This window comes from Oerskovia sp. NPDC056781 (assembly GCF_042789955.1).
Lineage (GTDB): Bacteria > Actinomycetota > Actinomycetes > Actinomycetales > Cellulomonadaceae > Oerskovia > Oerskovia rustica.
This window is the reverse complement of record NZ_JBHUAD010000096.1, coordinates 1-14,029: the sequence shown is the minus strand read 5'-3', so window position 1 is coordinate 14,029 and position 14,029 is coordinate 1. Positions and strand designations below refer to the sequence as shown.

Genomic DNA, 14,029 nt, shown 5'->3' with positions numbered 1-14,029 from the left:
GTCCGAGCCTCGAGCGCCGCCGCGACCAGGCCCGCGAACAGCGGGTGGGCACGCGTCGGGCGGCTCTTGAACTCGGGGTGCGCCTGCGTGCTCACGTAGTACGGGTGCACGTCGGCCGGGAGCTCGACGAACTCGACGAGCGACGAGTCGGGCGACGTGCCCGAGATGACCAGGCCGGCCTCCTCGAGACGAGCACGGTACGCGTTGTTGACCTCGTAACGGTGGCGGTGACGCTCCGTGACCGACTCGGAGCCGTAGGTCTTGGCGACCACGGAGCCCGGGCGCAGCGCGGCCTCGTACGAGCCCAGGCGCATGGTGCCACCCAGGTCGCCCGCGCCGTCGACGATCGCGAGCTGCTCCTCCATCGTGGCGACCACGGGGTTCTTGCTCTCCGGGTCGAACTCGCTCGACGACGCGTCCTCGATACCCAGCACGTTGCGCGCGTACTCGATGACCATCGACTGCAGCCCCAGGCAGATGCCGAGCGTCGGGACCTTGTTCTCGCGGGCCCAGCGCAGCGCACCGAGCTTGCCCTCGATACCGCGCACGCCGAAGCCGCCCGGGACCAGGATCGCGTCGGCCCCGCCGAGCGCGTCCTCGGCGCCCTCGGGCGTCTGGCAGTCGTCCGAGGGGACCCAGCGGATCGTGACCTTGGCGTCGTTGGCGAAACCGCCGGCGCGCAGCGCCTCGGTGACGGACAGGTACGCGTCCGGCAGGTCGATGTACTTGCCGACGAGCGCGACCTCGACCTGGTGCTCGGGCTGGTGCACGCGCTCGAGGAGCTGCGACCACCCGTCCCAGTCCACGTCGCGAAACGCCAGGCCCAGACGGCGCACGACGTACGCGTCGAGGCCCTCCGAGTGCAGCACGCGCGGGATGTCGTAGATGCTCGGCGCGTCGATCGCGTTGACCACGGCCTCGTTGTCCACGTCGCACATGAGCGCGATCTTGCGCTTCACGGGCTCGGGGACCACGCGGTCCGCACGCAGGACGATCGCGTCGGGCTGGATACCGATCGAGCGCAGGGCGGCGACCGAGTGCTGGGTCGGCTTGGTCTTGAGCTCGCCCGACGGGCCGATGTACGGCACGAGGGAGACGTGCAGGAAGAAGACGTCGTCGCGGCCGAGCTCGTGCCGGACCTGACGCGCCGCCTCGAGGAAGGGCTGGGACTCGATGTCGCCGACCGTGCCGCCGATCTCCGTGATGATCACGTCGACACCCTCGCCCGCCTGGGCACGCATGCGCGACTTGATCTCGTCGGTGATGTGCGGGATGACCTGCACCGTGTCGCCGAGGTACTCGCCGCGGCGCTCCTTGGCGATGACCTGCGAGTAGACCTGGCCCGTCGTCACGTTGGACGAGGCCGGGAGCTCCACGTCGAGGAATCGCTCGTAGTGCCCGATGTCGAGGTCCGTCTCGGCGCCGTCCTCGGTCACGAAGACCTCGCCGTGCTGGAACGGGTTCATGGTGCCGGGGTCGACGTTGAGGTAGGGGTCGAGCTTCTGCATCGTGACGCTCAGGCCACGGGATCGGAGCAAGCGACCCAGGCTCGAAGCCGTCAGCCCCTTACCGAGAGAGGAGGCCACGCCGCCGGTCACGAAGATGTGCCGGGTGCTGTGGTCCGAGCGGCCGCCGTTGAGGGCGTGGGGTCTGTTCAGGTGATCTGCCACGGAACTCCATCCTAACAGTGACTCGCCGGGGCCGCTCCGGATCCGGGGGGCCGCGACCGTGGGATGACTCTCAGTCGGGCTGTTCGCCCTCCAGTCTGCGCCCGGCGGGCGGGTACCGCCCAGGCCCTCAGGCGTCCGGGCTCGCGTCGGCGGGTGCCGCGCCACGCCCACGCCGCACCAGCCCGACGACGGACGACCGGTCCGCGACGAACGCCAGGCCGACCACGACGAGGGACGCCAGGACGGCGACCCCCACACCCACCGCGAGCGCCACCGCGACGTGCGCGTCGTCGGGCAGCACGAGCTCGCTGAGGACACGCCCCGCGGCGCCGCCGAGCACCACGCCCAGGGTCACGACGGCGACCGTGCGCGGCACGCCGGCCACCGCCGCCGGGCCCGCGTGACGACGCACCGCGAGCAGGAGCAGGAGGCCCGCGACCGTCATGCCCACCGCGGTCGCGAGGCCGAGGAGACCCAGCACCCGCACCTGGTCGCCCTCGCCGAGGACCGCCGGGCCTACGACCGCCAGCACGGCGACGACGCCCCACCCCGTCGCCGTCGCGACCACGGCCGCGCGCTGCCTGTCCAGGACGTAGAGCGCGCGCGACAGGTGCAGGATGAGAGCGAAGCCCACGATGCCCGGCGCCATGGCAGCCGTGGCCGTGCCCAGGCCCTCGACCGATGATCGGGTCACGACGTCGAAGACCGACTCGACCGCGGCCGAGGCCGCCACGAGCGCCGCCACACCCACCCCCGACACCAGGAGCAGGGTGCGCGTCGTCGATGCCAGCAGCCTGTCGAAGAGCTCGCGGCTCCCCTGGGCCACGTGCTCGGCCAGGCGAGGGAACGCGCTCGTGGCGAGCGGGAACGCGAGCACCGCGTACGGCAGCAGGTAGACCTGCTGCGCGTAGAAGTACGTCGGGAACGTCGCCTCGGGTCCGGAGGTGTTCGCTGCGTACATCGCCGCGAGCACCGAGACCTGCTGCGCGACGAGCGCCCCGACCCCGGCGAACGCCAGGTTCCGGGCACGGACGCCCTCGCCGCCGGGAAAGCGCAGGGTCGGGCGCAGCCGGGTGCCGGTGCGCGCGACGGGCAGGACGAGCGGCAGGGCCAGCGCTGCGACCCCGAGCGTCGTCCCCCAGCCCAACCACGCGATCGCGCTCGACGACAGCGCCGCCACGTCGTTCTGGTCCCCGCCCGCCATGCCCGCGAACACCAGGTACACCCCGATGACCACGAGGCTCGACACGAGCGGCGCGAAGGCCTGCCAGAAGAAGCGCTTGTGCGCCTGGAGGATCCCGCCGAGGATCACGGCGAACCCGTACATCGGGATCTGCAGGGCAAACACGCGCACGAAGAGCGCCGTGACGTCGACCAGATCGGGGTGCGTGTCCATCAGCACGTACGCGATGGGGTACGCCAGCGCGGCGAGGAGAGCGCCCAGCGGGACCAGGACCAGGAGGGTCCATCCGAGCAGCGCCGAGGCGATCCTCGAGACGTCGACGCGGGCGCCCCGCGCGATGGGGCCGGCGAGCAGCGGGACGACCGCGCCGGCCAGCGCACCACCGGCCGCGACCTCGAACAGGACGTTCGGCAGGATGTTGGCCGACGTGTACGCCGTCCCGATGCCCTCGGTGCCGACCGCCGACGCCATGACGAGCGAGCGGGCGAAGCCCACGAGGCGGCTCGCGATCGTGACGACCGTGATCATGAGTGCCGCGCCGGCGAGCGTCTGCGTGCCCGCGCGCAGCCGGGAGCCACGCGCGGGTCGTGGCGCGGGCGCGGTCTCCGGGCCCGGCGTCACGTCCTCGTTCAAGCCGGTGCGTCCTGACCGGACGGCGACGGGTCGGCGGTCGTCGCGGTGCGCGCAGGCGCTGCGGTGCTCGCAGCCGCGGGGGTGGCTTGCGCCGCGGTGGCGGGCGCCGGACGGCGGCCCCACTGGTCCACGCGGCGCAGCACGTCGTTGCCGTCGATGATCTTCGAGAAGCTGACCTTCTCGCTCGCCACGTTGAGGCCCAGGATGCCGACGAGCGCAAGCAGTCGGACGGCCCGCGGCGCACCGAACGCGACCTGCGTGCCGACCAGAGCGCCGAGCGCGTTCGCGCCTCCGTCGCCGAGCATGTCGCGTTCGCCCAGGTCGCCTGGAGCGGCTGCGGCCGCGGCACCGAGCACGGCGCCCGACGTCGCCCCGACGGGCGTCGCCGCGAGCGGGACGGTCAGGGCCGCACCTGCCTTGAGCGCGCGCCCCGGACGCAGGTCCAGGAGGTTGAAGAGGTTGGCGCTGAGCGCGACGATCGAGCCGTTGACCGCGACGTCCGTCAGGTACCCGAGGGCCGAGCCGGTCCGACGCGTGCCGACGAAGGCCGCGGTGAGCGACGTCGTCCCGATACCGAGGACCTTGAGGCCCCCCGTGGTGACGCGGCCCTCGAGCAGCGCGCCGACGTGTCCCTTGATGCCCTTGGTGCGCGTGGACGTGTCCTCGGCGAGGTCGTCGACCAGCCCGAAGGCCCCCCCGCCTGCCGTCGCCAGCGCGGCCGCGGTCCGGGTACGGGCGTCCGGCCCCGCGACGAGAGCCCCGGCCACGAGACCCATGGCGACCGCGGGCCCCTCGAGCAGGCTGATGGGCTCCCCACGGTGGTTGGTCCGGGTCCAGCGCTCCGGGCCGCCGGGCGGGGTCGAGTCGAGGAACGCGCGCGCGGTCGCGGTGGTCGCGGCCGACGTGATCGCGGACCCCACCGCGCGCCAGAACGTGCCCATGAGCCTCAGCCCTCCGTCTGGGTGTCGGTGGTGCCCGCGGTCGCGTCGGTGCCCGAGGTCGACTCGGGGGCGCCCGGAGGCGTGCGATCGACCGGGGGAAGCTGCACGGCGGGCGGGATGACCGCGGTCGCCCCGTCCTCGAAGCCGTACTGGCCGACCTTGTCGCCGAGTCGCGCGGCGAGGGCGAGCGGTACGGAGATCTGACCGGGCGCCTCCTCGATACCGCTGACGGTCGAGAGCACCGCGGCGAGGTCGCCGTCGGCCGTGATCGTCGAGATGACGTCGCCGGTGACCGGCGTCGACCCCGCGACGAGCGCCCCCTCGGACCGTGCCTGCGCGGCCTGGGCGAGCAGGACCTCGATCGAGACGGCGTACGCCTTGGCCTCGTCGACCGTCGCCTCCTGGGTCGAGTCCTTGGTCGGTGCCGTCGATGCCTGGGGCTCGAGCAGGAGGACGACGTCCGCGGGCACCTCCTGCGGCTGCACGACCTCGATGAGCTTCGCGTCGGTCAGCTTCTGCTCGACCAGGACGGCCTCCGAGGTGCGGGCCTCGGGGGCCGCGAGCTGCTTCGCGGTGAGCGACGTGGCGAGCGCTGCGGCCAGCTTCTCGTCGGTCCCCGCCTCGTCGACACCGGGCACGAGGTTGGTCACCTCGGTCGCGACGGTCTTGCGGGCGTCCTCCTGGTCCTCGGCGGTCCAGTCCGCGCCCAGCCGCACGTGCCCGACGACGCTCGCGCCGGCGTTCTCGAGCTGCTCCTGCACCGCCTCGTAGCGGTCGCCGTCGACCTCGCCGAGGTCGACGACCGCGACCCGACGGTCCTGGAGGGAGCCGTCGACGAGCTGGGGACCCGCGGCGACGATGAACTCCTTGTCGTCGGCGGCCTGGAGGTTCGTCGCGTCGAGCTGGTCGCGCAGCTCGTTGCGCTCGAGCCGCAGCTGCTCGACCTGTCCCGTGAGCTGGTCACCGATCGCGCCCTGCAGCGGACCGGCGCCCAGGATGATCCCGACCGCCAGCGCCAGGAAGACCGAGATCAACGAGACGATGTGGTACCTGAAGTCGATCACTGTGCTGTTGCGTCCTTCGTGTCCGTACGGGGCGACGTGCGGTCGGTGCGCGTCAAGGAGGTGGGGAGGTCGGTCGTGCGGGAGCTCATGCGCCCCCGAACAGTGCGCCGATCCACGAGACGAAGTCGTCGAAGCGGGCGCCGATGATGCCGAAGACCGTCTGTCCCGCGGCCGTGGACCACATCGCCATGATCACGGCGAAGAGTCCGGCGAGCGAGAGCAGCGTGAGCTGCAGGTTCGAGATCCGGTGCTGGTAGAGGCGCGAGACGCCCTTGGCGTCGACGAGCTTGCCGCCCACGCGCAGGCGCGTGAGGAACGTGCTCGCCATGCCCGAGCGGCCCTTGTCGAGGAACTCGACGAGCGTCGCGTGCGTGCCGACGGCGACGATGAGCTCAGCGCCCTTGTCGTCGGCCATGAGCATCGCGATGTCCTCGCTCGTGCCGGTCGCGGGGAAGACCACCGGCTCGACCCCGAGCGCCTGGACCCGCTCGAGCCCCGGTGCCTTGCCGTCACGGTAGGCGTGCACCACGATCTCGGCGCCGCACGAGAGCGCGCGGTCCGAGACGGAGTCCATGTCGCCCACGATCATGTCGGGCTTCCAGCCCGCGTCGAGGATCGCGTCGGCGCCGCCGTCGACCCCGATGAGCAGGGGACGGTACTCCTTGATGTAGGGGCGCAGCGTCGCGAGGTCTTCGCGGTAGTGGTAGCCGCGCACGACGATCAGGACCTGGCGGCCCTCGATGTCGGTCCGGATGTCCGGGACGCCGACACCGTCGAGCAGGAGCTCTCGCTCGCGCCGCATGTAGTCCATGGTGTTCTCGGCGAAGCGCTCGATCTCCTCGGACAGGCCCGCGCGGGCCTCGTCGAGGCTCACGGCGATCGTCTCGGAGGTCTGCCGCACACCCTCGGCGAGCAGGTCCTCGCCCGCGTACACCTTGCCGTCCTCGAGCCGCAGCTCGCGGCCGTCGGAGATGCTCATGATGCCGCTGCCGAGGTCGTCGATCAGGATGATCCCGGCGTCGACCAGGATCTCCGGGCCGAGGTTCGGGTAGCGGCCCGAGATCGACTTCGCGGCGTTGAGCACCGCGAGCGGCTTGGCGGTGACGAGGGCGTCGGCCGCGACGCGGTCGATGTCGAGGTGGTCGATGACCGCGACGTCACCGGGCTTGAGCCGCTTGGTGAGTGCCTTGGTGCGGGCATCGACGCGGGCGGGGCCGCTGGTTCCCGGCTCCGCCACGTCGGACGTAGTTCTGCGCAGAGTGATTCTCATCGCCGCTATCGTCCCACGACCGAGGACTCGAGCAGTTCGAGCGCGTGCTGGCGGGCGGCGTCCGACTCCTCCTGCCCGGAGAGCATGCGCGCCAGCTCGCGGACACGGTCCTCGCCCGTGACCTCGTGCACGCCCGTGACCGTGACCGGGTCGACACCGTCGGCGCCACCGGGCGACTTGGTGACCACGAGCTGGGAGTCGGCGAACGCGGCGACCTGCGCGAGGTGCGTCACGACGATCACCTGGGCCGTGCGGGCCAGGGACGCGAGGCGTCTGCCCACCTCGACGGCCGCTCGTCCGCCGACTCCCGCGTCGACCTCGTCGAAGACGAACGTGGGCAGCGGTGCGGCGTCGTCCGTGCCCGCGTCCGCGCCCGACGTGGCCAGCGCGACCTCGATCGCGAGCATCACGCGCGAGAGCTCACCGCCCGAGGCGCCCTTGCCGAGCGGCCGCGGCGGAGAGCCGGGGTGGGGCACGAGCGAGAGCGTCACGACGTCCGCGCCCCACGGGCCGGGCTCGTCGGCGGGGGTCACGTCGACCACGAGGCTCGACCCGGTCATGGCGAGCCCCGCGAGCTCGTCCGTCACGGCGCGCGCGAGGCGCTCCCCCGTCGCGGTGCGAGCGGCGGTGATGCGGGCGCCGAGCCCGGAGAGCGTCGCGGTGAGCTCGTCGGCCCGTTCGGTCATCGAGCGCAGCCGCTCGCCGCCGTCGTCGAGGTCGAGCAGGCGCAGCCCGGCGTCGGAGGCCCAGGCCAGGACGTCGTCGATCGTCTCGCCGTAGGTGCGGGTGAGACCGCCCAGGGCGGCCAGGCGCGTGTGCGCCTGCTCGAGCCCGCCCGGGTCGGCCTGGAGGTCCTCGACGTAGCCCGAGACCTCGGTCGCGATGTCGGCGAGCACGTAGCCGACGCCCGCGATGCGTTCGACGAGACCGGCCAGGCCCGGGTCGAGGTGGCTCGCGGTCTCGAGCGCCCGCCGGGCGCGCTCGACGGCCGACGTCGCGTCCCCGGGGACGTCACCCCCGTCGAGGGCGTCGTCGCCCACGATCGCGTCGTGCGCGGCCTGCGCGCCCAGGCGCAGCTCCTCGGCGTTCCCGAGGCGTGCGACGAGCGAGGTCAGCTCGGTGTCCTCGCCGGGCTGCGGGTCGACGCGCTCGATCTCGGTGAGCCCGATGCGCAGGAGCTCTGCCTCGCGCGCCCGCTCCTGGGCGCGCGCCGTGAGGTCGGCGATCTCCTCGAGCAGGCCCGTGCGCTCGGCCCAGGCCGCCCGGTACTCGTCGAGGAGCTCGGCGTGCGCGCGACCCGCGAACGCGTCGAGCGCGACGCGCTGGTGGCTCGGGGTGCGCAGGCGCAGCTGGTCGGCCTGGCCGTGCACCGTCACGAGGTCGTCGGCGATCTCCGCGAGCACGCCCTGGGGCACGCTGCGCCCGCCCAGGTGCGCGCGCGAGCGCCCCTCGGCCGCGACGGTGCGCAGGACGACGACCGTCCCGTCGTCGTCGACGCTCCCGCCCGCCTCGTCGATGCGCTGCCCGACGGCGTCGCGCCCGCTCACGCGCAGGCGCCCCTCGACCACGGCACCGGTCGCGCCGGGGCGCACCGACGACGGGTCGGCCTTGCCGCCCATGAGCAGGCCCAGGCCGGTCAGGACCATGGTCTTGCCGGCACCGGTCTCCCCCGTGATGACGGTCAGGCCGGGGTGGAGCGGGACACGGGCGGAACGGATGACGCCGAGGTTCTCGATCGAGATCTCTTCGAGCACGGTCAGTCCTCCTTCGGGTCGGGAGCGGTGGGGCGTGGGCCGCCCAGCCGTGCGGCGTCCACGGCGTCGGACGCGGCCTTGCGCGCAACACGGACCGCGTCCGCGGCGTCCTCGGCGACGCGGCCGCGCCAGCCCACGACGGGCAGCGAGAACTTGGACACGAGCCGGTCCGTGAAGGGGGCCGTGGAGAGCCGCGCGAGGCGGATCGGTGAGTCGCCGCGCGAGACCTCGACGCGTGCCCCCGCGGGCAGGTCGATGCGTCGGCGCCCGTCGCACGTGAGCACAGCCGGGCCGGAGCGCTGGAGGAGCTCGAGCGCGAACGTCGACGTCGGGCCGACGACGAGCGGCCGCGCGAACAGGGCGTGCGCCGCGAGCGGCACGAGCAGCATCGCGTCGACGTCGGGCCACACGACCGGTCCCCCGGCCGAGAAGGCGTGCGCGGTGGATCCGGTCGCGGTCGACATGACCACGCCGTCGCAGCCGAACGACGACAACGGCCGCCCGTCGACCCCGATCGCGACCTCGATCATGCGCTCGCGCGAGGCCTTCTCGACCGTCGCCTCGTTGAGGGCCCAGCCCACCCGGGTCTCGTCCTCGCCGGGCAGCGTGACGCGGACCTCGAGCACCCCGCGCTCCTCGACCACGTAGTCACGCGCGGCGAGGCGCTGGACGGCCGCGGGCAGTCCCTCGCGCTCGGCCTCGGCGAGGAAGCCGACGTGACCGAGGTTCACGCCGAGCAGCGGGACACCCGTACCGTGCGTGAGCTCGGCGGCACGCAGGATCGTGCCGTCGCCGCCCAGGACCATGACGACCTCGGACTCCGCGACGCCCTCGCGCGTGCGCAGCTGGGCCATGTGGTCACCGAACGTCTCGGCGAGGTCGTCGTCGTGCAGCCCGACCTCGAAGCCCGCGTCCTGGAGCTCCTTGACCGCCTCGTGCAGCGCGACGACCGCCTCGGGGCGTCCACCGTGCGTGACGATCAGCACTCTCCTGGTCACTGGGCTCCTCCGGTCGGTCGTCGGTCCGCGGCGGTGCCGTGGTCCTGGGGCGGCGCACCGTCGTCGGGCACCGTCTGCGAGTCTGTCAGGTCTGCGCCGCCCTGAGGGGGTACGGGCGACGTGACATGGGCGACGCCCGGGGTGCTTGTCGTCTCGCCCACCGCGGCCACGACCGGCACGGTCGACACGGGTGAGGACACGGCGCGCTCGACCGCCTGCACGAGGGCCTCGCGGTCGACGGGAACGGGTGCGTCGGACGCGCTCAGCCACACGAAGAACTCGCGGTTGCCGCTCGGGCCGGGCAGCGGGCTGGGGATCACGCCGAGCGGGCGCAGGCCGAGGGCCGCCGCGTCGAGGGCCACGTCGAGCACGGCGCGCGCGTGCAGCGCCGGGTCACGGACCACTCCCCCGGTGCCGAGCCGCTCGCGCCCCACCTCGAACTGCGGCTTGACCATGAGCAGCAGGTCCGTGCCGGGAGCGACGACCGCTGCGACAGGAGGCAGGACCAGGCGCAACGAGATGAAGGAGAGGTCGGCCACGACCAGCGCGGGTGCCTCGTCGAGGTCGCCGGGAGCGAGGTCGCGGACGTTGAAGCCTTCACGCACCACGACGCGCGGGTCCTCGCGCAGGGCGGGCACGAGCTGGTCGTGCCCGACGTCGACAGCCACCACCCGTCGCGCTCCACGGCGCAGCAGGACGTCGGTGAACCCGCCCGTCGAGGCGCCCAGGTCGAGGCACGAGGCGTCCGCGACCCGGGGGGCACGGTCCGGCACCGTGGCGGTGATCGCGTCGAGCGCTCCCGCGAGCTTGAAGGCGGCCCGTGAGGCGTAACCGGGGTCGGTGGGGTCCTGCTCGACGACGACGCTCTGCCCGTCCGTCACCGGCAACGACGGCTTGGCGACGCTCCGGCCGTCGACCGTGACGCGCCCGGTGGCCACGAGTTCGGCGGCCTGGCGCCGCGACCGGGCGAGGCCGCGGCGGACGAGCTCGGCGTCGACGCGTGCGCCCACGCTCAGTCCTCCGCGTCCGCGAGGCGCTCCTGGAGGGCCTCGTGGATCGCGTCGAACACCGCGACGTGGTGGGTCAGGGGGGCGTCGGCGAGCTCGTCGAGCCGGCCGAGCGCCTGGGCGACCGCGGCGTCGGCAGGCTCGCTGCCCGACGGCGTCGCGCCGGTCCGCACGTCCCCGGGGGTGGGGACGGGGGTCTGGGTGGGGGCGCCGTCGTCGACGGTGTCCTGCGCCATGCGTGGACCTCCAGTCCGTTCCAGGGTGCGGTGCGCTGCACCGGTGGGCGAAACGCGGCTCACGGCCGCACGTCACCGCACCGGTGCAACGCTACCGGTCAGGACACGATCTCAGGGGTTACCGACAGCCAGCTCGGGGACGGTGTCCGCATCCACCGCACCGCCCGCGTCGACCGTCGCCCACGCCGCGCCGCACGCGGCGCGGATGAGGTCGACCCCCTCGGGGCCGGTCAGCTCGAGCGCACCGTCCGTGACCCGTGCCGCGGCCTCGCCGCACGTCCACCAGCCCTCGCCACCTTGGGTGGGTGCCGCGTGGGGCTCGAGCAGGCTCAGGAGGTCCGCGCCGATGTAGTGAGGGCGCAGCCCGGGCTCGGCGAGGACAGCGTCGCGGCCCCCGTTCACGCCCGTCAGGACGTGCAGCCCCGGGTAGCCGCCCGAGCGGGCGCCCGCGAGGTCGGTGTCCAGGCGGTCACCGACGACGAGCGGCGAGGACGCCCCCGCCCGCTCGATCGCGAGCCGGTACATCGTCGGCGAGGGCTTGCCGGCGCTCGACGGCTCGACCCCTGTCGCGGCCTGGACGGCCCGCACGAGCGAGCCGTTGCCCGGCGCGAAACCCCGGGCCGTGGGCAGCGACAGGTCGAGGTTGCTCGCGACGTGCCAGGCACCGCGCTGGACCGCGTAGGCGGCCTCGGCGAGCTGGGCCCAGCCGAGCTCGGGCGCGAAGCCCTGCGCGACCGCGACCGGCTCCTCGTCGGCGCTCTCGACGATCACGAAGCCCGCGTCGTGCACGGCCGTGAAGAGGCCCGCACCGCCGACGACGAGCACGCGGGCGCCTGGCTCCAGGCGCGTCCGCAAGAGGGCTGCGGCCGCCTGAGCGGCGGTCATGACCTCCTCGGGCGACGTCGGGATGTCGAGCTCGGTGAGCTGCGAAGCCACCGACTGCGGCTCGCGCGACGCGTTGTTCGTCACGAAGACGAGGCGCATGCCGGCGGCACGGGCTCCCCCGAGGCCGGTCGCGGCGTTCGGGATGGGCTCGTGGCCGCGGTAGGCGACACCGTCGAGGTCGACGAGGGCCAGGTCGTAGCGTTGCGCGAGCGGGATGTCGCTCGAGATCAGCCCCAGGCTCACTTGGTCTCCTCGTCGTTCTCCGCGCCCGACGCCGCAGCATCCGTCTCGCCCTTGGGCTCGGCCGCCGACGTGCTCGTGTCGTCGGTCTCGTCGTCGCCGTCCGCCTCGTCGTCGATCTCGACGGCGTCCTCGGTCAGGTCGTAGACGACGACGTCCTCGTCGAGGGACGTGCCGAGGGCAGCGGCCAGCGCACGGGGGTCGACGTCCGCGAGGATCGCGGCCGCTTCCTCGGTGCGGCCCGCGGCCTCCAGGACGCTGGCCTTGGCCTGCAGCACACGGAGCGCCAGGTCACCCGTGGCGTCAGCTGCGGGGATCTGGTCGAGCACCGCGAGGGCGGCCTCGAACTCGCCGAGGTCGACGCGTGCACCACTCACGACGAGTGCGAGCTCGGTACGACCCGTGGCGTCGAGGGTGCTCGCCTCCTCCGAGGCGGCCAGGGCGATCGCGCGCTCGGGACGCTCCAGGCCACGCTCGCAGTCCGCCATGATCGGCAGGTGCTCCGAGGAACCGTTGAGACGGCGCACGGTGCGCAGCTCACGCAGCGCCTCGGCGTATCGGCCGGTCTGGTAGGCCGTCAGACCTGCGGCCTCACGGACGACGTCGACGCGGCCGGCACGACGCACCGCAGCCTGGGCGTGCTCATAGGCCAGCTCAGGGTCGGTGTCGATCAGCTTGCCGGCCATGACGAGGTGACGACCCACGACCGTCGCGTTCTCCTTGCTCAGCGTCCGCAGACGACCACGCACGTCACGATCGAGGTCGGAGAACTGCACCGCCTCGTCGATCTCAGGGCCGGCGTGACGCTGGTCCTGCGGCGGGCGCGACTGGCGCTCGCCCTGGTCTGCCGAACGCTGCGGGCGGTCGCCGTAGCTCTTGCGCTCGCCGCCACCGGACTGCGGGCGGTCAGCGTACGAGCGGCGCTCGCCAGAGCCGGAGGACTGAGGACGGTCACCGTAGGAACGACGCTCGCCGCCACCGTAGGACCCGCCACCGGACTGCGGGCGGTCACCGTACGAGCGACGCTCACCACCACCGGACTGGGGACGGTCGCCGTACGAGCGGCGCTCACCGCCACCGTAGGACCCGCCACCGGACTGCGGGCGGTCACCGTATGAGCGGCGCTCACCGCCACCGTAGGACCCGCCACCGGACTGCGGGCGGGCACCGTACGAGCGACGCTCGCCGGAGCCCGAAGACTGCGGGCGGTCGCCGTAGAACTTGCGCCCGGCGCCACCGGACTGCGGGCGGTCACCGTACGAGCGGCGCTCACCGCCACCGTAGGACCCGCCACCGGACTGAGGACGGTCACCGAACGAGCGACGCTCACCGCCACCGTAGGACCCACCACCAGACTGGGGACGGTCACCGTACGAGCGACGCTCGCCGGAGCCCGAAGACTGAGGACGGTCACCGTACGAGCGGCGCTCACCAGAGCCGGAGGCCTGCGGGCGGTCACCGTAGGAACGGCGCTCACCGCCACCGTAGGACCCGCCACCGGACTGCGGGCGGTCACCGTAGGAGCGACGCTCACCACCACCGGACTGCGGACGGTCGCCGTACGAGCGGCGCTCACCGCCACCGTAGGACCCGCCACCGGACTGGGGACGGTCGCCGTACGAGCGGCGCTCACCGCCACCGTAGGACCCGCCACCGGACTGGGGACGGTCGCCGTAGGAGCGGCGCTCACCCGAGCCCGAAGACTGCGGGCGGTCGCCGTACGAGCGGCGCTCACCGCCACCGTAGGACCCGCCACCGGACTGAGGACGGTCACCGTAGCTCTTGCGCTCGCCGCCGCCGGCGCGCGGGGGCTTACCCGCGGCTCCATCACGACGAGGAGCTCCCTGGTTGCGGCCCTGGGAGCTGGAGGAACGACCGGTGTTGCCGGACCGCCCTGCCCCGGAAGACCTACGGTCGCGGTCGTCGGCGTGACGTTCTGGGCTGTCGTTCACAGCGGTGTCCCTTCGATATGCACTGACGTTCATCATCCCACGAGCAGGGTCGCAGGGGCTTGCCCGGTAGGTCACAGGCACGCCAAAGGCCCACCCCGTTCGGGGTGGGCCTTTGGTGAATGGTTGTCCGGCGGCGACCTACTCTCCCACCCCGTCTCCAGGGCAGTACCATCGGCGCTGTGAGGCTTAGCTTCCG

11 protein-coding genes are annotated in these 14,029 nt (G+C 73.3%); all 11 read right to left on the bottom strand.

Features of this window, described 5'->3' with window-relative positions:
• Window positions 1-1,658 (bottom strand): CTP synthase (locus ACFRCR_RS10285; protein ID WP_377677280.1); only part of this gene is annotated, 1,658 nt, incomplete at its 3' end.
• Between the two features lie 139 nt (window positions 1,659-1,797).
• Window positions 1,798-3,486: a murein biosynthesis integral membrane protein MurJ gene (gene murJ, locus ACFRCR_RS10280; protein ID WP_377677278.1), complete on the bottom strand. Its 1,689-nt coding sequence runs from the start codon at window positions 3,484-3,486 to the stop codon at window positions 1,798-1,800.
• Window positions 3,483-4,427 carry a hypothetical protein gene (locus ACFRCR_RS10275; protein WP_377677277.1) on the bottom strand — a complete coding sequence of 315 codons (945 nt, stop codon included), beginning with the start codon at window positions 4,425-4,427 and terminating at the stop codon, window positions 3,483-3,485. Before ACFRCR_RS10275 ends, murJ begins: the two co-directional genes overlap by 4 nt.
• A gap of 5 nt (window positions 4,428-4,432) precedes the next feature.
• Window positions 4,433-5,491 (bottom strand): copper transporter, encoded by a 1,059-nt coding sequence (locus tag ACFRCR_RS10270; RefSeq protein ID WP_377677275.1) that lies wholly within the window; start codon window positions 5,489-5,491, stop codon window positions 4,433-4,435.
• An 85-nt stretch (window positions 5,492-5,576) separates the two neighbouring features.
• Window positions 5,577-6,761: a putative cytokinetic ring protein SteA gene (steA, locus tag ACFRCR_RS10265; RefSeq protein WP_138824669.1), complete on the bottom strand. Its 1,185-nt coding sequence runs from the start codon at window positions 6,759-6,761 to the stop codon at window positions 5,577-5,579.
• A 5-nt stretch (window positions 6,762-6,766) separates the two neighbouring features.
• On the bottom strand, window positions 6,767-8,515 hold the full coding sequence (gene recN, locus ACFRCR_RS10260) for a DNA repair protein RecN (protein WP_377677273.1): 1,749 nt from the start codon (window positions 8,513-8,515) through the stop codon (window positions 6,767-6,769).
• A gap of 2 nt (window positions 8,516-8,517) precedes the next feature.
• Window positions 8,518-9,513, bottom strand: a complete 996-nt coding sequence (locus tag ACFRCR_RS10255; RefSeq protein WP_377677271.1) for an NAD kinase — start codon at window positions 9,511-9,513, stop codon at window positions 8,518-8,520.
• On the bottom strand, window positions 9,510-10,523 hold the full coding sequence (locus tag ACFRCR_RS10250; protein ID WP_377677269.1) for a TlyA family RNA methyltransferase: 1,014 nt from the start codon (window positions 10,521-10,523) through the stop codon (window positions 9,510-9,512). The genes ACFRCR_RS10255 and ACFRCR_RS10250 overlap by 4 nt, the downstream gene beginning before the upstream one ends.
• 2 nt (window positions 10,524-10,525) lie before the next feature.
• Window positions 10,526-10,756 carry a hypothetical protein gene (locus tag ACFRCR_RS10245; protein WP_377677267.1) on the bottom strand — a complete coding sequence of 77 codons (231 nt, stop codon included), beginning with the start codon at window positions 10,754-10,756 and terminating at the stop codon, window positions 10,526-10,528.
• A gap of 111 nt (window positions 10,757-10,867) precedes the next feature.
• The gene (locus ACFRCR_RS10240; RefSeq protein ID WP_377677265.1) at window positions 10,868-11,884 is read right to left on the bottom strand and encodes an HAD-IIA family hydrolase; all 1,017 of its coding nucleotides are present in this window, start codon (window positions 11,882-11,884) and stop codon (window positions 10,868-10,870) included.
• Complete coding sequence (locus ACFRCR_RS10235; RefSeq protein ID WP_377677263.1) at window positions 11,881-12,657, bottom strand: hypothetical protein; 777 nt, start codon at window positions 12,655-12,657, stop codon at window positions 11,881-11,883. The genes ACFRCR_RS10240 and ACFRCR_RS10235 overlap by 4 nt, the downstream gene beginning before the upstream one ends.
• Between the last annotated feature and the right edge of the window lie 1,372 nt (window positions 12,658-14,029).

What these genes read in the sequence shown, in the direction of transcription:
- steA (WP_138824669.1), bottom strand. Translation starts at nt 6,761, where the DNA reads ATGAGAATCACTCTGCGCAGAACTACGTCCGACGTGGCGGAGCCGGGA.
- ACFRCR_RS10245 (WP_377677267.1), bottom strand. Translation starts at nt 10,756, where the DNA reads ATGGCGCAGGACACCGTCGACGACGGCGCCCCCACCCAGACCCCCGTC.
- ACFRCR_RS10275 (WP_377677277.1), bottom strand. Translation starts at nt 4,427, where the DNA reads ATGGGCACGTTCTGGCGCGCGGTGGGGTCCGCGATCACGTCGGCCGCG.